The organism is Bacteroidota bacterium (assembly GCA_017303905.1).
In the GTDB taxonomy this organism is placed as follows: Bacteria; Bacteroidota; Bacteroidia; order B-17B0; family Aurantibacillaceae; genus JAHEYG01.
Genome location: JAFLBH010000001.1, coordinates 949,078 through 969,834 on the forward strand (window position 1 = coordinate 949,078; position 20,757 = coordinate 969,834).

22 protein-coding genes are annotated in these 20,757 nt (G+C 37.2%); 16 read left to right on the forward strand and 6 right to left on the reverse strand.

Translation table 11 applies throughout. From position 1 onward, the window contains the following. The first annotated feature begins 14 nt into the window (after positions 1–14). From J0L69_03965 to J0L69_03995, 7 genes are all read left to right on the forward strand, one after another. On the forward strand, positions 15–218 hold the full coding sequence (locus tag J0L69_03965) for a hypothetical protein (protein ID MBN8692326.1): 204 nt from the start codon (positions 15–17) through the stop codon (positions 216–218). A 5-nt stretch (positions 219–223) separates the two neighbouring features. Continuing rightward, on the forward strand, positions 224–487 hold the full coding sequence (locus J0L69_03970; GenBank protein ID MBN8692327.1) for a type II toxin-antitoxin system mRNA interferase toxin, RelE/StbE family: 264 nt from the start codon (positions 224–226) through the stop codon (positions 485–487). 47 nt (positions 488–534) lie between these two features. Next, positions 535–2,334 (forward strand): excinuclease ABC subunit C, encoded by a 1,800-nt coding sequence (locus J0L69_03975; GenBank protein MBN8692328.1) that lies wholly within the window; start codon positions 535–537, stop codon positions 2,332–2,334. Positions 2,335–2,416: 82 nt separating this feature from the next. Further along, positions 2,417–3,058: a hypothetical protein gene (locus J0L69_03980; GenBank protein ID MBN8692329.1), complete on the forward strand. Its 642-nt coding sequence runs from the start codon at positions 2,417–2,419 to the stop codon at positions 3,056–3,058. 108 nt (positions 3,059–3,166) lie between these two features. Further along, positions 3,167–3,748: a hypothetical protein gene (locus J0L69_03985; GenBank protein ID MBN8692330.1), complete on the forward strand. Its 582-nt coding sequence runs from the start codon at positions 3,167–3,169 to the stop codon at positions 3,746–3,748. After that, on the forward strand, positions 3,741–4,031 hold the full coding sequence (locus J0L69_03990) for a transcriptional regulator (protein MBN8692331.1): 291 nt from the start codon (positions 3,741–3,743) through the stop codon (positions 4,029–4,031). Before J0L69_03985 ends, J0L69_03990 begins: the two co-directional genes overlap by 8 nt. 3 nt (positions 4,032–4,034) lie before the next feature. Next, a complete protein-coding gene (locus J0L69_03995; GenBank protein MBN8692332.1) occupies positions 4,035–4,325 on the forward strand; it encodes a 2TM domain-containing protein in 291 nt (96 codons plus the stop codon). Here the strand turns inward: J0L69_03995 and J0L69_04000 are convergent. The 4 genes from J0L69_04000 to J0L69_04015 all read right to left on the reverse strand — a co-directional run bounded on the left by J0L69_04000 (position 4,322) and on the right by J0L69_04015 (position 9,943). Next, on the reverse strand, positions 4,322–4,546 hold the full coding sequence (locus tag J0L69_04000) for a hypothetical protein (protein MBN8692333.1): 225 nt from the start codon (positions 4,544–4,546) through the stop codon (positions 4,322–4,324). The genes J0L69_03995 and J0L69_04000 overlap by 4 nt on opposite strands. 113 nt (positions 4,547–4,659) lie before the next feature. Beyond that, on the reverse strand, positions 4,660–7,515 hold the full coding sequence (locus J0L69_04005) for a gliding motility-associated C-terminal domain-containing protein (GenBank protein MBN8692334.1): 2,856 nt from the start codon (positions 7,513–7,515) through the stop codon (positions 4,660–4,662). A gap of 183 nt (positions 7,516–7,698) precedes the next feature. Beyond that, entirely contained in the window at positions 7,699–8,382 is a 684-nt protein-coding gene (locus J0L69_04010; GenBank protein MBN8692335.1) for a response regulator transcription factor, read from the reverse strand. Next, positions 8,372–9,943, reverse strand: a complete 1,572-nt coding sequence (locus tag J0L69_04015) for a HAMP domain-containing histidine kinase (GenBank protein MBN8692336.1) — start codon at positions 9,941–9,943, stop codon at positions 8,372–8,374. The genes J0L69_04010 and J0L69_04015 overlap by 11 nt, the downstream gene beginning before the upstream one ends. A 141-nt stretch (positions 9,944–10,084) precedes the next feature. Between J0L69_04015 and J0L69_04020 the strand changes: the two genes are divergently transcribed. After that, positions 10,085–10,840 (forward strand): T9SS type A sorting domain-containing protein, encoded by a 756-nt coding sequence (locus J0L69_04020; GenBank protein MBN8692337.1) that lies wholly within the window; start codon positions 10,085–10,087, stop codon positions 10,838–10,840. Between the two features lie 36 nt (positions 10,841–10,876). Here J0L69_04020 and J0L69_04025 read toward each other — a convergent pair whose 3' ends face one another. Further along, positions 10,877–11,218: a translation initiation factor gene (locus tag J0L69_04025; protein ID MBN8692338.1), complete on the reverse strand. Its 342-nt coding sequence runs from the start codon at positions 11,216–11,218 to the stop codon at positions 10,877–10,879. Then, positions 11,215–12,306 (reverse strand): tetratricopeptide repeat protein, encoded by a 1,092-nt coding sequence (locus J0L69_04030; protein MBN8692339.1) that lies wholly within the window; start codon positions 12,304–12,306, stop codon positions 11,215–11,217. The genes J0L69_04025 and J0L69_04030 overlap by 4 nt, the downstream gene beginning before the upstream one ends. A gap of 23 nt (positions 12,307–12,329) precedes the next feature. Here J0L69_04030 and J0L69_04035 point away from each other — a divergent pair, with 23 nt between their 5' ends. The 8 genes from J0L69_04035 (at position 12,330) to J0L69_04070 (ending at position 20,742) form a co-directional block, all read left to right on the forward strand. Further along, entirely contained in the window at positions 12,330–14,072 is a 1,743-nt protein-coding gene (locus tag J0L69_04035; GenBank protein MBN8692340.1) for a M61 family metallopeptidase, read from the forward strand. Between the two features lie 60 nt (positions 14,073–14,132). After that, the gene (locus J0L69_04040; GenBank protein MBN8692341.1) at positions 14,133–14,489 is read left to right on the forward strand and encodes a signal peptidase I; all 357 of its coding nucleotides are present in this window, start codon (positions 14,133–14,135) and stop codon (positions 14,487–14,489) included. Positions 14,490–14,585: 96 nt separating this feature from the next. After that, the gene (locus tag J0L69_04045) at positions 14,586–14,978 is read left to right on the forward strand and encodes a hypothetical protein (protein MBN8692342.1); all 393 of its coding nucleotides are present in this window, start codon (positions 14,586–14,588) and stop codon (positions 14,976–14,978) included. A gap of 78 nt (positions 14,979–15,056) precedes the next feature. Further along, on the forward strand, positions 15,057–15,590 hold the full coding sequence (locus J0L69_04050; GenBank protein MBN8692343.1) for a hypothetical protein: 534 nt from the start codon (positions 15,057–15,059) through the stop codon (positions 15,588–15,590). Positions 15,591–15,596: 6 nt separating this feature from the next. Continuing rightward, positions 15,597–16,226 carry a response regulator transcription factor gene (locus J0L69_04055; GenBank protein MBN8692344.1) on the forward strand — a complete coding sequence of 210 codons (630 nt, stop codon included), beginning with the start codon at positions 15,597–15,599 and terminating at the stop codon, positions 16,224–16,226. A gap of 165 nt (positions 16,227–16,391) precedes the next feature. Next, a complete protein-coding gene (locus J0L69_04060) occupies positions 16,392–19,697 on the forward strand; it encodes a gliding motility-associated C-terminal domain-containing protein (protein MBN8692345.1) in 3,306 nt (1,101 codons plus the stop codon). A 39-nt stretch (positions 19,698–19,736) separates the two neighbouring features. Beyond that, the gene (locus J0L69_04065) at positions 19,737–20,192 is read left to right on the forward strand and encodes an ankyrin repeat domain-containing protein (protein ID MBN8692346.1); all 456 of its coding nucleotides are present in this window, start codon (positions 19,737–19,739) and stop codon (positions 20,190–20,192) included. A 58-nt stretch (positions 20,193–20,250) separates the two neighbouring features. Continuing rightward, positions 20,251–20,742 carry a PepSY-like domain-containing protein gene (locus tag J0L69_04070; GenBank protein MBN8692347.1) on the forward strand — a complete coding sequence of 164 codons (492 nt, stop codon included), beginning with the start codon at positions 20,251–20,253 and terminating at the stop codon, positions 20,740–20,742. Positions 20,743–20,757 lie beyond the last annotated feature (15 nt).

A 20,757-nucleotide genomic window follows, 5' to 3' on the forward strand; every position in this document is an offset into this window, starting at 1 on the left:
TGTAAGTTTGATATATGAGAGGATTTAGTCAAATAGTTGAGGATATTAAGAAACTATCCTTGAGTGAGAAGGAAGAGTTACAAGCTTTGCTGGAAAAATATTTAATTGAAGCGCGCAGGGATGAAATTCAATCCCATTTTGAAGAAAGTAAAGAAGAGTATAAAAAGGGAAAATTGAAATCCTCATCAAACATCAATAGTTTGAAAAAGTTACTTTAATTATGATTGAAGTTGCATTTAGTTCTTCATTTAAGAAAGCTTTCAAACGGATTTCACGAAACAAAGCATTAGAGAAAAAGTTTTGGTCACGATTGGAAGTATTTATGGAGGACCCTTCTGACGTTAGACTTAAAACGCATAAGTTATCCGGAAAGTTAAAGGACTTGTGGAGTTTTTCTATAGAGTATGATGTGCGCGTTATTTTTTATTTTTCAGATAAAACTCATGCGGTTTTCATCGATATTGGAACACATAATGAAGTGTATTAAGGCAAGAACAAATGTTTTTGCCTTTTTTGTTTTAAATTAGTGAAGTGATAGAAGATTTTTCTGAACATATCCAATCCATCATTAAATCCTTACCCGAAACACCGGGTGTGTATCAGTATTACGATAAGGAGAATACTTTATTGTATGTGGGGAAAGCCAAGAGTTTAAAAAAACGGGTGAGTTCTTATTTTACCAAAGAGCATGATAACGCGCGTTTACGTTTATTGGTAAAAAAAATCAGCGACATCAAAACCGTGAAAGTAAACACGGAGCTGGATGCATTGTTGCTGGAAAATAATTTAATTAAGAATTTAAAGCCGCGTTATAATGTTAATCTGCGCGACGATAAAACGTATCCATGGATTATCATTAAGAATGAGAGATTCCCTCGTATATTTTACACGCGCAAACAAATTAAAGACGGCTCAGAGTATTTCGGTCCATATCCTTCCGTTTTGGTGATGCATGCTCTGTTGGATTTAATTAAGCAATTGTTTCCATTGCGTACTTGCAGTTATGATTTATCGGAGCAAAACATTGCCAAGAAAAAATTCAGAGTGTGTTTGGATTACCATATCGGGAAATGCAAAGGTCCGTGTGAGGGGAAACAAAGTTTTGAGGAGTATGATAATAACATGAAGCAAATCCGCAAAATTATTAAAGGCGATTTTGCTTTTGCTTTGAAGGATTTAAAAGCGGAGATGCAAACGTTCTCTGATAATTTGGAATTTGAAAAGGCGGAGGAGCTGAAACAGAAGATAGATTTGCTGGAAAAATACCAAGGGAAATCAACCATTGTTCATCCTAGCGTAACAGACACTGATGTGTTCGCGGCTATTCACGAAGAAAGTATTTCCTACGTTAGTTATTTCAAAATTTACAACGGCGCCATTGTGCAGGCGCAGATATTGGAATTGAAAAAGCAGTTGGATGAAACGCCGGAAGAAATGTTAGTGTTCGCTATCAACGAAATTCGTCAGCGTTTCAATTCCAAGAGTAAAGAAATTATTGTAGCGGAAGAACCGGAGTTTAAATTTCCGGATACAAAATATTATGTTCCTAAAATTGGCGATAAAAAACATTTACTTGATTTATGTTTAAAAAATGCCTTATCGCATAAACGCGAGCGTGAGAAGCAAATTGCTTTAACTGATCCGGAGCGGCACACCACGCGCATCATGCAACAAATGATGAAGGATTTGCACTTGAAGGAGGAGCCGCGACGTATTGAAGGATTCGATAACTCTAACATCCAAGGAAATTTTGCCGTAAGTGCAATGCCTGTGTTTATCGACGGTAAGCCGGCAAAAAAAGAGTATCGCCATTTTAATGTAAAAACGGTGGAAGGTCCTGATGATTTCGCAACGATGGAAGAAGTTATTTACCGCCGTTACTCCCGCGTATTGGAAGAAGGATTGCCTTTACCTCAGTTAATTGTGATTGATGGAGGCAAAGGACAATTAGGCGCGGCAGTCAATAGTTTACAAAAGCTGGGTTTGTATGGTAAAATTCCCGTAATAGGAATTGCGAAACGTTTGGAAGAAATTTATTTCCCGGGAGATTCTATTCCCTTGTATTTAGATAAACGAAGTGAAACATTACGGGTTATACAACATATACGTGATGAGGCGCACCGTTTCGGAATAACACACCATCGCAGCAAACGCAGTCGCGAAACTATTAAAACCGAATTGAGTTTAATAAAGGGTATCAGTGAAGTGACGGCGCTCAAATTACTGAACGAATTTAAATCGGTAAAGCAAATAAAAGAAACCTCTCTCGAGGAATTAGCAAAGGTAATTGGACCCGCAAAAGCGCAATTGGTTTGGGATTTTTATCATAACTAAAATTGCATTCTGTAAACCAAACAGATACAAATTGACGCTGGTTTTTCTCTTAAACTATTTTATGTTTGTATAGCATTTATCCATGATAAAACGCATATTCATATTTGTTTTTTCTCTATCAGCACTACTTACTTTTTCCCAAAGCGATAAGCAGTTTAAAAGATGGATAAAGGAACTTGATACCGTACAAAGTATGAGTTCGCTTCAACGTATTGAGCAGGGATTAACCGGCATGGTGAAGGAGGAGAAAAAACTGAAACAATCTTTGTATTATGCATCTTTAGCCAATTTATTAATGGCTATTAAGAGTGGCACGACCGAAGTAGATGATTATTGTCGTCGCGCCGATTTATATTTAAAAAAGTTAGACTCGTTAAGTCCGAACAATTCGGAAATACATGTGCTATTATCAATGAGTGCGGGAATAAAAATAGGTGTTGATCCTTCTACACGTCAAACTAAATTCGGAGCATTAGCAAACAAACATGCCGAGCGAGCCATTGCATTAAATTCGAATAATCCGCGCGCTTATTTAATTAAAGCTAAGACAGTGATGAATGCGCCGCCGAAATTGGGGGGCGGACCAAAGTTCGCTTTAAAATTCTATGAGAAATCATTGGAAAAATTCAAATCTTTTAAACCGTTAGATGATACGGAGCCTGATTGGGGAGAAACGATGGCGAAAGCAGATCTTGCTTATTGTAAATCAAAACTGGCGAAATAGCAACATAAATTGTTTTTAACTAATTGATTAATAATTATTTATTAAATATATTTGGTTTATAATATAAACTACTTTATGTTTGTGAAGTCAAATTAAATACATCAAATAATGGAAAATAATTTAACTCCGGAACAAAGTCTTGCGCTTATTGATAACATGATTAATAAGGCTAAAAATAAATTGGCGGATGATGGCTTCCTTTTAATTTTTTGGGGATGGCTTGTGGCTGCATCAGCTTTAATTCATTTTGTTTGCATTAAGTTACAAATAGAGTGGGGTCAATATGTTTGGGTTACTTTCATGCCTTTAGGAGGAGTATTTTCTGCTGTGTATGGAATTCGCCAGAGCAAAAAAGTAAAAGTTAAAACATATGTTGATGCCTACCTTAGTGCTTTATGGATTGCTTTCGGCATTGCTTTATTCCTTACAATTATTTTTATCGGATTACACGGCGTTAAATCAACCTACTTTTTCCTTATGTTACTTTACGGTATAGCTACATTCGTTTCCGGCGGGATACTAGATTTTAAACCATTGAAAATTGGGAGTCTGTTTTCATTTGCCTGTGCCGTTGTTTCTGTATTCTGCAACGAAACCGATTTGTTATTAGTAATTGCTGTTGCAATTATCAGCAGTTACGTTATTCCTGGTCATTTACTTAGATTAAAATTTAAATCAGAGAATGTTTAAAGATCTGGATCCCATATTGCATTCTCAATTACGATTGGCAATTGTTTCTTTGTTAGTTTCTGTGAAGGAAGCTGAATTCACCTATTTGAAAGAGCAAACAAACTCTAGTGCCGGAAATTTAAGCGTGCAAATTCAAAAGTTGAAGGAAGCGGGGTACATTGAAGTGGAGAAAAAGTTTAAAGACAATTATCCGCAAACAAACTGCAGAATTACATCAGCAGGTATTCACGCTTTTGATGAATATGTAAAAAACATTAAGCAGTATTTAACTAAATCAAAATAAATAATGGAAACAGAAAAAGATAAGTTGCTTTGGAAAGAAGCAAAAAAGCGCGTAGGTTTTAAAAATCATTTAATCACCTACATTTTAGTAAATATATTTTTTTGGGGAATGTGGTTCATTGGTGATAGGCATACTACACACAATGGATTACCTTGGCCAATTTTTCCAACGCTTGGTTGGGGCTTTGGATTATTTTGGCATTTTGCCGGTACCTATCTTCGGGGAGATAAAGTAGGTGCGGTTGAACGCGAATACGAAAAACTTAAGAAGCGTGAGGAACAAAAAAATTCCTAAGCGTCTTCTAAATGACAATCTTTTAATCCGCCGCCCGATAGTTCATCGTTGTTCTCACAGCCTTGCTCTGTAGCCGCTTTGGTAAACGGTCCGGTTTTCATTTTATCTCCGTACGATTTTTCTCCGGAGTCGGTATGCGTGCAAACGCAAACGTATTCTTTTTGGCAAGAAGTAAAAGCCATTCCTGCTGCCAAAAAAATGATGAGGCTCACTTTTTTCATAAAAATCTTTTTACAAAAATAAGCGGCTTTAAAAAATCAGTGAATACCCGCCGGTGGGTATATTCAAAAAAAAAAGGCGGTACATGACCGCCTTTTTTCTCGTTGCTGTTTTACTATTTAATCAGTGTGACATGTCCGGTATGAACCGCGCCTTTGCCTTTACTGCTAAATTCTATTCGCCAGATATACACTTCTTGTTTAGTTGGAGCGTTATTATTAATCTTACTCTTTACAACTCCATCCCAACCTTTGTTTGGATCCTTTGTTGAAAATACTTCTTTACCCCAACGATCAAAAATAATCATGTGGTAGTTGCTTACATTGGTGATGATTGGTTTAAACTCATCATTTTGTCCATCGCCATTTGGAGTAAACGCATTTGGAACATAGAACATAAAGTCTTCATACACATAAATCGCTTTTGATACAGTGTCCTTACAGCCATTCGTATTCGTTACTACTAAATGTACTGCGTATACACCGGTATCCTGAAAAGTTACTGAAGGATTTTGCTGTGCAAATGTTCCATAATTACCCGGATTAATTGCCCAGAACCAAGTATTGATATCGCCACCGAAAGATATGTCGGTGAAGTTTACCAATGGATTCAAAATATTGATTGGGTTCGGACTGTATTTATAATCAGCAACCGGCTTAGGGAATACCTGTACGTTAGTTGCCATTGTGTTTCTACAACCGTTATTATCTACAACCGTTACAGCAGGTGAGTATGGTCCGCTTTGGTAGAAACAAACATCATCGATATTACTGTTAGATGAAGTGGTGCCGTTTCCTAAAGTCCATTCGTATTTAGTAATGTTAGAAGATGAAGTTGCAGTAAATCCTACATTACATAGAGGAGCACATCCGCTGGTGTTTTTTGCAGTGATATTTACATCAGGTAATGGATTAACAATTACATTCACACTAGCAGTGGCCGTACAACCTTTCTCGGAAGTAACAGTTAAAACATAAGTACCATTGTTGTTTAAAGTTGATTCAGGAATTTTCGGATTTTTCTGATTAGAAACAAATCCGTTTGGCCCTGACCAACTATAAGTATTCGCTAAATTTTCTGTTGTTGTAAATTTTAATTCATCACCAACGCAAACCGGTGAGCTTGCTGTTACACTGCAACTTGGTTTTTGATATACAACCACAGTTGTAGATGCTACACTTGTACATCCTTCTGTGCTGGTAACGGTTACTGTGTATACGCCTGCATTATTTGAAGTTGCATTGTTTATGGTGATGTTAGCTTGAGTAGAAGTAAATCCACCAGGACCACTCCATTGGTAGGTACCGCCGCCATTGGCTGATAAGTTAATTGTATTACCATTACATACCGGACCGCTATTAGTAATAGTAACAGTTGGAGTAGGATTAACTACTAATTGTGTAGTAGCTGTACTAATACATCCACCTGCACTAGTCGCAGTAACCGTATAAATTCCGCTTACACTTGCTGCTGCGTTGTTAAATGTAACAGTACTTTGATTGGAAGAGAAACTTCCTGGACCACTCCAAGTATAAGTGTTCGATCCGCTAACTGTCATGCTAATGTTGTTTCCGCTACAAACAGGTCCAGTGTTGCTGATATTTAATGGAGCACCCGGATTAATTACCACATTGGTAGTTGCCGTGCCTACACAACCGTTAGCATCTGTTCCTGTTACAGTATAAATTCCGGATTGATTGATAGCAGGTGAAGCAATGCTTGGATTTTGTAATGCAGAGTTAAACCCACCCGGACCGCTCCAGCTGTAATTAACCGCACCGTTTGAAGTTAAGTTAAGAGGTAATCCTGCACAAACAGGACCACTGTTACCAGCGGTAATTACCGGCATTGGATAAACTGTTACAACTTGTGTGGCTGTATTTGGTGCACATGCTGCAGGATTAGAAGCAGTAAGTGAAACTGTGTATGTACCCGGTGCCGCATAAGAATGATTTACGGAAGCTCCTGCCCCTAAATTTCCATCTCCAAAATTCCAATTGTAATTGGTGCCAGGTGATGTTACAGCATTAAAAGAAAAATTATTACCATTCAAACATTGATTCGGTGGAGCAGGAAAGGATGCCATAACAGTTACATTGTTAATGTAAATAGTAGTTGTTAAAGGCCATACTGTATTCGTGTTAACGCATAAACTTTTCTTTGCGCAAGCACCGCCCGGTACACTACATGAATCGATTGCCCAAACTGAAAATGTTGTTGTAGTATTTACAATCGGAACGTTTAAAGTTGGTAAGCTTGTAATGGTTGGTGTAGAAGGGTTAGCAGGGTTAGAACGCCATTTATAAAATACAGTTGTTGTTGGCACACATGAAGGTGCTAAAGTTCCACCACAAGTAGTTAAGCAATTCAAATTATTAATATTTAATACAAACGGTGTTCCCACGCATGCCGGTGATCCAGGTGTAGTAGGAGGAGTGTGTGTTAAGTTTGGTGTACATGTTGGAGTTAATAATGTTCCTGGCACTACAAACTGACTAACTGCTGTCCATGGTCCGAAAGAAGGCCCACCTCCTGCAATAACTTCACGTGCCCTGAAAAACATGGTAGAGCCCGGACAAAATTGATTGAACGGAATAAAAACACTATGATAAGGTTCAACAACACAATTATCCATCCAAGCCGGACCGGTATAAGCCGGAATATTAAGTAAGGATTGGTAATAAGGATAACTTGTATAAGTTGTTCCGTTTGCCACATTCCAATTTATTAAAGTGGCAGTTAAACAAGTAGGCATGTTACCAACAAATGCCGGCGAACACGAAACTTCAACTTGCATCCAATAAGGTCCGCAACCACAAGTTGCAGCATTTGAACTACCGTTAACGGTTACGCCGGTGGCACCAACGTTAAAGCTGTAATTTACTAAAGGTAAGCCGTGACAGGCTACAGTTTTGTTTGAATAAAAACCTAAGAAAAGGATGCTGAGGATTAAAATACTAATGCGTTTCATAAATTTTGTTTATCTGATATCTGACGCAATATTAAAAGTAATATTCGAGCCCAAATTTGTAAATGAGCAAGAATTCGATGGAAATGAGTGAACGTCTAACGGTCGGGAAACCCCTAAAAAGGGTTTAAATTGGGTAAAATGCGGTATCTGTTTAGTGAATGGAAATAAAATGTAAGTAAAATTTTATCGGCTGAGTAAAGTGTAGCCATTTCCGTGGAGGTTATTTATTTCAATGGATGGGTCGGATGACAGATGTTTGCGTAATTTAACTATATATACATCCATACTTCGGGCAGTAAAATAATTATCATCTTTCCAGATTTGTTTCAATGCTTTCTCGCGGGGTAAAACATCGTTCTGGTGCTGACAAAGTAATTGAAGTAACGCCGCTTCTTTTGGTGATAATTTGATGTCTGTATCCGTTCCGTTTTTAAGAATGCGCATTTTTACCTGAAAAGTGTACTTACCTATTTTATATTCGTTTTGAATGGCATTTTCCTTTTGTGCCTTATTTAAGATAACCTGGAGTTTATATAAAAGTACTTCAGAGTCGAATGGTTTTGTAATATAATCATAGGCTCCAAGTCGGTATCCTTTAATTATATCATCTCGCATACCACGTGCAGTCAGAAAAATAAAAGGCGTATGTTTATTTATTAAACGCATTTCCCCCGCTACTGTAAATCCGTCTTTCTTAGGCATCATGATATCAACGATGCATAAATCAAAATTGTTTTTCTTAAACTCTTCGACTCCTAACTCTCCATTTTCACAAAGCGTTACACTATATCCATTCATGCTTAAATAGTCCTTAAGCACCATGCCGAAATTTTTCTCGTCTTCTATTAATAATAGCTTATACCCCATGTAAAGGAAAGTTAATTATAAATTCAGAACCTTTTCCAATATCGCTTTTTAATGTAATACTTCCGTTATGCGCTTCAATGACCGACTTTACATAACTTAAGCCAATGCCAAAACCTTTTACATCATGTAAATTGCCGCCTTGCACACGGAAGAATTTTTCAAATATCTTTTCATGTAAATGCGTCTCTATTCCGGGGCCATTATCGGTAATTGAAATGATTACTAAATTATCTCGCTTTTGAAGTTTAATTTGCACGATACACTCGTTGGCTGAATATTTCAAAGCATTGTCAATAATGTTATTAAACAGATTTTGCATGTGAAATTCATCCGCATTAACTATAACATTCTCCTCACCCTCATATATTACTTTTGCTTTTTTCTCTTCAATTTGTAATTGATGCGTTTCAATACTTTTTTTAATCAAAAGGTTCAGATCAATCTTTAGTTTGTTTAGAGCCAGCTTTCCTGATTCTAATAGTGCAAGCTGAAGCACCTGTTCTACATGATTGTTTAGTTTTTTATTTTCTTCTTTTAATATACGCGTATAGTTTTCGAATTTCTGCTCATCATTCTTTATGGCTTTATTGCTAATAGCATCCAACGCAAGTGACATGGTAGCAATGGGTGTTTTTAATTCATGCGTCATGTTATTCACAAAATCATTCTTGATTTGATTCAATTTTTCCTGACTAAGCATTCGTCTGAATGTGTAAATCATCACATAGGCGATTAAAAGTGTAATAAATAAAGAGAGTACCAATAAACCTGCCATTTGTTTAATAACAAAGCTTATGGTGGATGTAAATCCAACTTCCAAAACAATATTTTTACTTTCCGGCTCGTAGGGGTATAAAGGCAAACTCACAAAGCTCTTATTGTAAAAGTTTTGTTTTTCAGTGCTATGATTAGAGAAGAATAATTTTACTTTGCTTGTATCAGTAAGTCGCGATGAAATGTATATACTTGGTTGAAGATGAATGCCGCGTTTTAATAATTCCTCGCTAACAAATTGTTTTACTTGTTTGAAGTTAATCCGTTCTTGCACAGTGCGCGATTGATCACTGCTTCGTAAAGCCATTTTAAGAAAAAGTGTTTCGAGTTCTTTAGCCTTATTTTTAGTGTGATTGAAACTGATTGATTCGGAATGGATGATGACTTTTTTTGTATCGCCCTTACCGGTTTTAATTATAGTAGTTGATTGTATACTATCCGATACAAATTTTATTTTTTTGTCGATTCCTGAATGACCTTCCCATTTAAGTGTGTCAATTTTTATTTTGTTTTTAATGTTGGAAACAATCACCCGCATATCCGACTTCGTATCGGAGCCAATTATATTATCTGTTACCAGAAGCGAATCAATATTTTGTAAAATTAATTTGGAGTCTTCCTCTTTTTGCAATCGTTTTATTGTTTGTAAAATAGCATCTCGTGTTTTGTCGGTTAATTCTTGTGATTTGAATTGATACACATTAAAAAGCCAAATAGCCTGTAAAGCAATTAAACCAAACATGGCAATTGCTATTAAAATTGGTATATATCTTTTCGGTGCCGACATACGATGGGTAAATTTAGGGAGGCTTTAACACATTCCAGCCAACTTTAACCTTTCTTTAACACTGTTTAACCGCGCCTTAACGGATCAGCCTTTATGGTAGCGGTAGTTTTGCTTCATGATAATCAATTAAAAAATATAATTATGAAAAAATCAGTGGTAACAGCATTATTGATGCTAACAGGTGTGGCACTTAATGCGCAAACGGAAAAGAAGGAAGCAACAATTCGAATTAAAAGGGTTGAAAACATTAATGGGGTAGAAAAAGTGACTGACACTACTTTTACCACCAGTAATCCTGAAGAGTTTAAATGGAGCGATAAGGATGGAAACATCAAAATAAACGAAGTAAGCTCAGAAAACGGAAAGGTGATGAAAATTGTAACAATTGATGAAGTAGGTCCTGAAACAAAGATGTTGACCGAAAGTGAAATTAACGCTGAGATTGAGAAGGCACTTAAGGAAGCAGGTGTTGATGCGAATGGAAAGGAAATGAAAAAAGTGATGGTAATTCATGATTCGGAATCAGGCAACGATAAGAAATCTGAAAAGCATTATACAAAGATCGTAATGGTAAAGCTCGATATAACTGATGCCAGTGATGAAGAGTTAAAGCGATTAGGAAGTAGTTCAGATAAAAAACTTGAAATGGAAGAAATGAAGTTGTATCCCAATCCAAACAACGGAAAGTTCAATCTAAACTTCACACTTAAGAACAAAGGCGATGCGGAAATTACAGTTTATGACATGCAAGGTAAACAAGTTTATAACGAGAGATTACCAAATTTTCAAGGGGAGTATAATAAACCAATCGACATAAGCAGTAATGCTAAGGGTATTTACTTTGTAAAGATTCTTCAAGGAAAGCATACGCAAGTGAAAAAGATTTCACTAGACTAAGTAGTGTGATAAATTAATTAAACAAAAAGCCGAAGGTTATCCTCCGGCTTTTTTTATTTTATATCCTTCTTTAGTTAAGAGAGTAATTATTTTATCTCTGTTATCTCCTTGTATGAGAATTTCACCGTCTTTTGAATTCCCGCCAACACCACATTTTTGTTTTAAGAGTTTTGCCAGGTCATTTAAATCATTTTCGGTGCCCACAAATCCTGATACACGGCTTAATAATTTTCCCCCACCCAATCTGTCGAGGTATACTTTTAAGTTTTGTTGCGCAGGTGGCAACGTTTCATGCTGTTCATTACTCTCCGATTCGTAATTAAAATTCGGGTTGGTGGAGTAAACAACATTAACGCGGTTTTTATCTTTCTTGCTCATCGTTTGTTCTTAAAAAGAGAGTAGGATATGAAGGTAAGGATTAATACTAAAAGTATCGCCATCCATTTATTGGAAATATCTTTTAAAGAAGCTTTAACTTTAATAGGTTCCGAAAAATTCTCTTCAAAATCATATTGTAAGGTAGCCATTTGTTGCGCGGCTAATAAACTGTCGCGTTTGTGATAATAGTTTTCCAGTAATTCAAATCCTTCTTTGGCATTACCAGCGGCTTGATGATAAAAAGCAGAAATTTTATACACGTTAAGTTTCAAATCAAAGTAATCATAAAGATTAGCAATGCTGTCGGCAATTTGTAAATAGCGTTTGGCCTTGTCAAATTCCTTGGTTACAGTAAATATTCCTGCGAGATTTACGTAATTATCACCGGCCTCCATGTCATTTTCACACATCCTACGAAGTTTAAGCGCGTCGGTATTTAATGCAATGGCTTTGAGGGTATCGTGTTTACCAAGGTAAGCTTCGCCCATGTTGCTCATATACCTTGCCTGGGCATCATAGTCGTTTTTATTACACATGGTAAGTGCCATTTTGTAATTTTCAATGGCGGCATCGTATTCTTTTAAGGCATGTCGGATAACGCCCATATTGTTTAAACACTCTTGCGCTTTTTCAGTTAATCCAATTTTATAATAAGCATTCATGGCGCCGAGATAAGCCTTCTCTGCTCTATTCATCATTTTTATCTCCGAATACACATTACCTAAATTCTGCTGGCTTTGAGCAATTCCAAGTAAATCGTTTATATCCGTTCTTAATTGCAAGGCATGGCGATGATAATTAACCGACGTTTTATATTGGCCTTTTTTGTAATACAAGATTCCTAATAAATTATAACTTTTAGCTAAATGTTTTTGTGAGCCACATTCTAAGGCTTCCTTTTCGGAGTGTTTCGCATACAAATAGGCGAGTTGCGGATTGGTATTACGCAACGAAAATCCTTGTTTATAGAGTTGGTTAACTTTTTCGGTATCGTTTTCCAGCTTGAGTAAACTGAATAATAAGGTATCAGGGTCTTGCCCCAGTGCTGTTAATGAAATGGTAAGAAAAAGAAAAATTGACCTTAGCATATCCTCATCAAATTTATAATTTTATGGCAGATAATCCTCGCATGATAAAATATAAATTATATCTCAAAAATCCGGCCGCGCATTACATTTATGTGGATCTGGAAATAGATAACATTAATACTGAATTTTTAGAGTTACAACTTCCGGCATGGCGACCCGGACGCTATGAGTTAGGAAATTTCGCTAAGAACATAAAACGAGTTGATGCGTTTGACGCCAATGGAAATACTTTATCCTATTCAAAACTTAGTAAGGATAAATGGCAGATTAAAACGGATGGTGCAAACGCAATAAAGGTAACTTACTCGTATTTCGCTTTTGAAATGACTGCAGGTGCTTGCTTTGCAGATGAAACACAAATCTATGTGAATCCTGTTCATCTGTGTATGTATATCCCGGATCGCATGAATGAAAAGCATGAAGTAATTCTTGAGATTCCGGATGATTATAAAATTGCTTGTTCGATGCCGATAGAAGGAAAAACCTTAACGGCAACAAATTTTAATGAACTGGCCGATTCTCCATTTATTGCTTCAGCAAATATTAAAAGTGATGTGTATGAAGTAAATGGAATTAAGTTCTATTTACATTTTAATGGTGAGTGTAAACCTGACTTTACAAAAATTAAAACGCACTTCAGCGCGTTTACTAAAAAGCAAATCGAATTTTTTGGCGGCTTTCCGGTAAACGAATATCATTTTTTATTTCAAGTGTTACCGAATAAATATTATCACGGTGTGGAGCATGAGAAAAGCACTATGATTGTTTTAGGTCCGGCTTACGATTTAAACAATGGCAAAACGTATGAGGATTTGTTAGGCGTCAGTTCGCATGAACTATTTCATACGTGGAATGTAAAAAATATTCGTCCCGCTGAAATGATGCCGTATGATTTTACAAAAGAAAATTATGCGCGAACCGGTTACGTTTACGAAGGTTTTACTACGTATTATGGCGATATAATGTTGAGAGCATCCAATGTGTTTAATGACCAGCAATATTTTGAAACATTGGAAGAACGCTTAATGAAGCACTTTCATAATTACGGACGATTTAATTTGTCGGTAGCGCAAAGTAGTTGGGAGACTTGGCTGGATGGTTATGCACCCGGCGCACCTTACCGTAAAACATCTATATATGATGAAGGGAATTTAGTAGCGTTTATATTAGATGTTTCCATTTTAAAGCATACTCAAAATAAAAACTCATTAAAAGATGTGTGCCGGAAGTTGTATAATGATTTTGGTAAAAAGGGAATAGGCTACACTGAAAAGGATGTGATTGATTTGTGTAATGAAGCAGCAGGGGTTTCGTTACAAGAAATATTTGATAATTATGTTTACGGAACTTCAGATTTCGAGCCTGTTTTAAATGAATGTTTTAATTATGTGGGAATAGAAATGCAGAAATTACCAAGTGTATTAACAAATGAAAATACTTTTGGTTTTAAAGTTATTGAGCAACCCGGAATCACTAAGGTATCTTTGGTGGCTCCGTATTCTCCCGCGTGGAAGGCAGGCGTATCAGTAAATGATGATATTGTTGCCGTGAATGGTTTTGTAGTAAAGAATGATTTGAATAATTGGTTGAATTATTTTAAGGGAAGCGACATTAACTTAACCGTATCTTCACAAGGAAAATTGAAGGCTTTGCAATTGAATGCAGGTAATTCAAATTATTTTAATCAGCATAAAATTGTGATGTTAAGTAAACGTACTTTACAGCAAGAAATCAATTATAAACGATGGTTGTGTATTGAAAACTAATTTTTGTTTTCTGGCAAAAATGATTTTATTTAGCTGTATAAACCTATAATATAAAATAACATGGCAGGATTTATTATTTTTATCATCTTATGGCTTGGCATCATTGCTTTTGCTATTATTTCACAATGGAAAGTGTTTGAAAAAGCGGGGCAGCCCGGCTGGGCATGCATCATTCCGATTTACAACATTCTTATTTTACTTAAAATCGCTAATAAACCTTGGTGGTGGATTTTCATGTTCTTAATTCCGATTGCAAATATTGTGTTTGCGATAATGATGCTTCATCGTATTTCTTTATCCTTTGGTAAGGGAGCAGGATTTACAGTTGGTCTTTTATTTTTAAGCATTATTTTCTGGGCAATTCTTGCCTTTGACGATTCGGTGTACAAGAAAATTGAAGATGCGCCGGCAGTTTAGTAAAGTTACTATGTTAATAAACTATAAGTAATAAGCTTGGTCAATCAAAAAAAATGCCTTTTTTTTGAATATTATTAATCATTAAACAAAATTAAAATGGAAGAAACAAACAACACAGCAACATCAACAAAAGGTAAAGGTTTAGGCGTAGCCGGTATGGTTATCGGTATCGTAGCCGTAATTTGGGCTGTTATTCCTTTATTAGGAGCAGGTGCATGGTGGTTAGCTGTTGTAGGCTTAGTATTAAGTATCGTTGGATTTGTTATGGCTAAAAACGGTAACAATCCAAACAAAGGTATGATGATGGCAGGTATTATTTTAGGTGTAGTAGCTACTGCATTATCATTCTACCGTGTTTATCAAGTTGCAGAAGCTGTTAAAGCTTTAGAAGGTATCGGACAAGAATTTGCAACTGAAATGAAAGCAGCTTTAGATAGCGCAAAAAATGAAGCTATCGAAGCGGTTGCTGATTCATTGCAATCCCACTAATAACGGTTAACAACCTTTTATAAAGAAGTCGCTAAGTGTTTAGCGGCTTTTTTTATTTTTATGCAAACAAAAATCAACATGGAAACACCTATCGATAATAATTTCTCGATTGAGAGCATGGAGTCTAAACGCCCGCAATTCTTAACTGTATTATGTGTACTTACATTTGTTATGTGCGGTTTGTCACTCATTGGCGGTTTATGGAGTCTGGTAATGAACACGCCTGAAAGAATGGCCGAAAACATTGAACAAATGCGTGCTGTCAGTCCTGAAATGGCGGATCAAATGGAAGAACAAATGGTTTTAATGCAAGAAGATGTTTATACTCAAATTGCGCCATATTTAAATTTTGTTTACATCTTGCTTTCTTTCTTAGGCGCATTTATGATGTGGAAATTGAAGAAGAAAGGCTTCTATATTTATTTAGCAGGAGAGTTGTTGCCTTACATCGGATTAATTATTGGCGGTAAACAAGCCATGGCGATGATGGGTGCTGCCGGAGGCGGAATGGCTAAAACGGCAGGACTAATCATGATGGCATTGATGTTTGTTTTCGACATTGCATTCATTGTAATGTATGCCTTGAATTTAAAACACATGAACGACGAATAATCTAGCTTGGTTACTGTTTACATAGTTGATGATCACCGGATGTTGGTTGACGGACTTAGCTTACTGTTAAGTGGAGAGTCTAACTTGAAGGTGGTGGGAAAATCCATCAATCCGCAGATGGCATTTGATGAAATAAAACAATTAAAACCGCAGGTGGTATTAAGTGATATTCAGATGCCTGAAATGAATGGTATTGAATTAGCTAAAAACATCAAGCGCGTTTTGCCCGATACTAGAATTATTGCCTTATCCATGTTTGGGGATGCCGGTCATATTAATGATATGATAAGTGCAGGCGCGACAGGCTATCTTCTTAAAAATTCAGATAAGCAAGATGTTTTAAATGCTATTAATACAGTTGTAAGCGGAAAAGAATATTTCAGTCAAACTGTGAAGGAAGAATTGGAGCGCGCCGAAAAAGCAATTGATGAAGGACCGGATAAACCAAACATTACAGCGCGTGAAAAGGAAATTATTCAACTCATCGCTAAAGAATGCAGCAACGCTCAAATTGCCGAGAAACTTTTCATCTCCGAAAGAACGGTTGAAACACACCGCAAAAATATTTTCAGAAAAACCAATACAAAATCCGTGGTAGGCTTATTAAAGTTCGCTATGGAAAGTAACTTGCTTTAGTTTATTCATTCATGGTAGGGAGGCCTTTTTACAGGCTAATTTTCAGTGCTTTTCAGCGAAACTGAGTGAAGTTACCTCGAAAATGAGCCGGATAAGCTTTTAAAGAGCGAAAAAACGCCTTTTGGGACGCTTATTGACTACATTTAGTCTTGTAAATTAATTGTCATGTTCAAGCAAATTAGATTAATTGGTTTTGTAGTACTTATTGCGATTTGCAATATCACGAATGCTCAAACCAGTTATTACCAAGATCAATTTTTAGGTGGCGTAACCGGCGCGGGATATTCTCCGGCTTATTCTCAAACGGCACCAATAACAGGAGTCATTACTGTAAATATTGCACCCGGAAGCACTATCAGACGTGCTTATTTAATTGCAGGACGATTAGGTAATGCCCCTGCAACGAACGTAACTTTAAACGGAACACCGCTTACCTTTAACGCAACCAATCAGGTAACCGGCCCATTTAATACCATCTACGGCGGCGCTTCAGGTGTACACGTTATCAACGTAACAACAATCGTTAATCCAGCTGTTAACGTATATAATTTAGCTTTACCAACACAGGCGAGCACTTCTAACCGTTATCAGGATTTTTATTTATATATCTCTTATGATAATCCAACTTTATCAAGCGTAGCAACGGCTATCTTCCTGAACAATCAAAACTCCGCAAATATCATGAACTGGGGTACATTAACCTTTACTTACCCATTCAATACTTTGGCAGGTGATATTGGTTATTCATTCTTTGGTGGCTATGAGTGTAGCGCGGCTGATGGAGAACGTTTGATTGTAAATGGAACAAATTTAGGTACCGTTTGGGGACAAGACATCAACTCCGGTATGTGTGGTGGTCCGGTTGGAAGTTTTTATTACCGTAATAATACATTAACCGCGTTAAGCGATGATAATGTTAACCAGGCTGTAAACGGACCTGAAGCATTAAGTAACATCGTAGCCTTAGTAACCAATAACAGCAATACTTTAACTTTATCACATCAACATGCCAACGCAAGCGCTACCGATAATCATCCTTGGGGTGCCATTTTTGCTTATGGAAGTTGTGTTAATCCAACCATTACTGCTGTTGCATCTCCTACCAGCGTTTGTCCTGGAAGCCCTGTTACCTTAACAGCAGGAGGCGGCGCTACTTATACCTGGTCACCTGGTACAGCAACTACAGCTATTGCGAATGTAACACCAACTGCCACAACTATCTATACAGTAAATGCAAAAAATACAGCCGGATGCCTTGGTACGCAAACCGTTATGGTAACTGTTAATCCATTACCAACTGTTAATGTGGCAGCAACACCGTCTGCGATTTGTATTGGTAACTCTTCTTCTATTTCAGCTTCCGGTGCATCAACATATACCTGGAGTCCTGGTGCCTTAAACGGCGGTACAGTAACGGTGAGTCCTGCCGCTTCAACCATTTATACAGTAACAGGTACTTCAACCGCAGGCTGTGTTGGTACAAACACACTAGGTGTAACAGTAAATCCTTTACCGGTTGTTGCTCCTGCCAATAACGGACCTGTGTGCGTAGGCGGCGTTTTAAATTTATCAGTGGGTGCTTCTACTTCCTATTCCTGGAGCGGACCAAATTCATTCACTTCTAATTTACAAAACCCTTCCATAACTAACGTTTCTTCTGCAGAAGGAGGGGTGTACACCGTTAGTGTTACAAACGCAAATGGATGTATCAACAGTAACACAACCAATGTGGTTATTAGTCCACTCCCTGTAATTACTCCAACAAATAACGGACCATATTGCGAGGGCGCCACCATTCAATTATCGGTTGGAGCGGCTTCAACGTATACATGGAGCGGCCCGAATGTATTTACAAGTAATTTGCAAAACCCTACTATTTCCGGTTCACAATTAGCAAGCGCAGGAGTTTATTCAGTTACGGTAGCAAATGCAGGCGGATGTATAGCTTCCGGTACAACAGCGGTTACAGTAAACGCTTTACCGAGTCCAACAGCTACATCCAACAGTCCGATTTGTGAAACCAATGCATTAAACTTTAACGGCTCAGGTGGAACAACGTACACTTGGACGATTCCGGGCGGATTCTCTTCTAATCAGCAAAATCCGGGTATTACAGTAGCCTCTGTAGCAAATAGTGGCGTAGGTTCATTAACAGTTGCCGATGCAAATGGTTGTATAAATACAGTAACATTTAATGTAGTAGTGAATTCGAATCCTGTAGTAACGGTGAGTAACCCTACGGCATGTGCAGGACAAAACATTAATCTAAGCGCGAGTGGTGGAAGTTCTTATGCGTGGAGCGGTCCATTAGGCTATAATTCGGCAGTGCAAAATCCTGTAATTACAGGTGCAACAGCAGCCATGGGCGGTGCCTATTCAGTAACTGTAACCACAGCCGCAGGTTGTAGTAATACCGCTGTTTCAAATGCGCAAGTGTTTGCTTTACCAGATCCACAAGCAACAAGCAACGGACCTATTTGTGAAGGAACACAGTTGAGTTTAGGAGGTAATGGAGGCGTAACCTATCAATGGACCGGTCCGAACGGATTTAGTTCATCATTACAAAACCCATCATTTACAGCTAATAGTTCTAATTACACAGGTAATTATAATTTAACAGTATCAGACGCGAATGGTTGTTCTTCGTCTACGGTAATTGCTGTTACAGTAAATCCAATGCCAAACGCCTCTATTAATTCAAATGTAAAAGGCGGATGCGCACCATTATGTGTTACCTTCAATGCAAACAGTGCCGCAACCATCGCTACCTATAATTGGAATTTAGGAAATGGACTTACATCTTCTGCGGCTCAACCGCAAACATGTTTTGGAACAACAGGAGTTTACTCAGTAAACTTAACAGTTGCAGATGCAATCGGATGTTCTAACTCCGCAACGTATACAGTGGAGGTTTATCCTCAGCCTGTAGCCGACTATAACCACGCTCCAATTAAGCCAATTATTAATATTGATCCTGAAGTTACATTTACAGATGCATCGCATGGCGCGCCAATTGTAGCTTGGAATTGGTATTTCATGAATACTGCGCAATATACATCAACACAGCAGAGCCCAACTTTTGTTTATACAGAACCGGGATTATACGCTGTTGCTTTAGTAGTGAAAAGCGATAAAGGATGTTTAGACACCATTGTAAAAACGATTGAAGTAGGCGAAGACTTTGGAATCTATGTGCCAAATGCATTTACCCCGAACGGTGATGGTATGAATGATGTTTTCCAACCAAAGGGTTTTGGAATTGTTAACTACCAATTGCAAATTTTTGATCGTTGGGGCGAAAAGATTTTCGAAACTAACGACTTTAACGAAGGATGGAACGGAACCCGTAAATCTAAAAATGATGTGAAATACGGAATCATTATGGATGGAACGTATACATGGTTAATCAATGCGAAAGATGTATTTGGAAAAGCCCATGAGTTGAAAGGACATGTAACATTAATAAAGTAGTAAAGAATAAAATTGATAAATTCGAAACAAGAGAAGACTATGAAAAAACTAATTATAATTCTTGCTGTTACATTGAGCAATTTAGGTTTATACAGCCAGAGTAAAAACGAAGTTTTATTTTCGCACGTACAAAATAATGAAACTGAAAAAGCAACCGCGCTTTTGAAAGCCGGTGGTGATGCGAATTATTTTATTACAGGTACTCCATATAAAACAGTGAGCTTGTTAATCACCGCGGTTATAAATAAGAACCTGGATATGGCAAAAGCTTTAATTAACAATAAAGCCGATGTGAATTGGCAAGATGACCAAAAATGCTCTGCCATTATTTATGCTGCTTCAACCGGACAAACAGAAATGGTGAAGTTATTATTACAGAATGGCGCTTTTGTGAATGACAATAATGGCAACGGAAAATCAGTAATTTCTGAAGCCAAGGTTAGTGGAAATGAAGAATTGATAAAGTACTTAGAAGAGGTAAATAAAAGTAAGTAAATCGTATGCTTACTTAAGTTGAGAATTTCAAATAAACATCGACAAATAAAATTAGACTATGAAAAAAGTAATTATTATTCTAAGTGTTACATCCTTTGTTTGTGGTAATATTTCAGCACAAGATATTAAGGAGTCTGACGTTCCGACTGCTGTAGTGAGTGCTTTTAAAAAGCAATATCCGAATGTTAAGGAAGTGGAATGGGAGAAGGAGGGGGATAACTATGAAGCGGAAATAGAATTGGTACAAGTACCAATGGATGGTAAGGGGAAAAAGCGTGAAGTGGAGAAGTCACTTGAGTATACTGCAACAGGCGAATTAGTAAAAACAGAGGAACAAATTGAAATCAAAGCTTTACCTGCCGCGATAAATGATTATGTAAATAAAAATTATCCCGGAAAGAAAATTAAGGAGGCTTCTAAAATAACGGAAGCTAACGGAACTATAAAGTACGAGGCTGAAGTAGAAAAGCAAGATTTGATTTTTGATGCTAACGGCGCATTTCTGGAAAAGGAAGCGACCAAAGACGATGATGACAAAAAGAAAAATTAACGAAGCCCCGCAAGG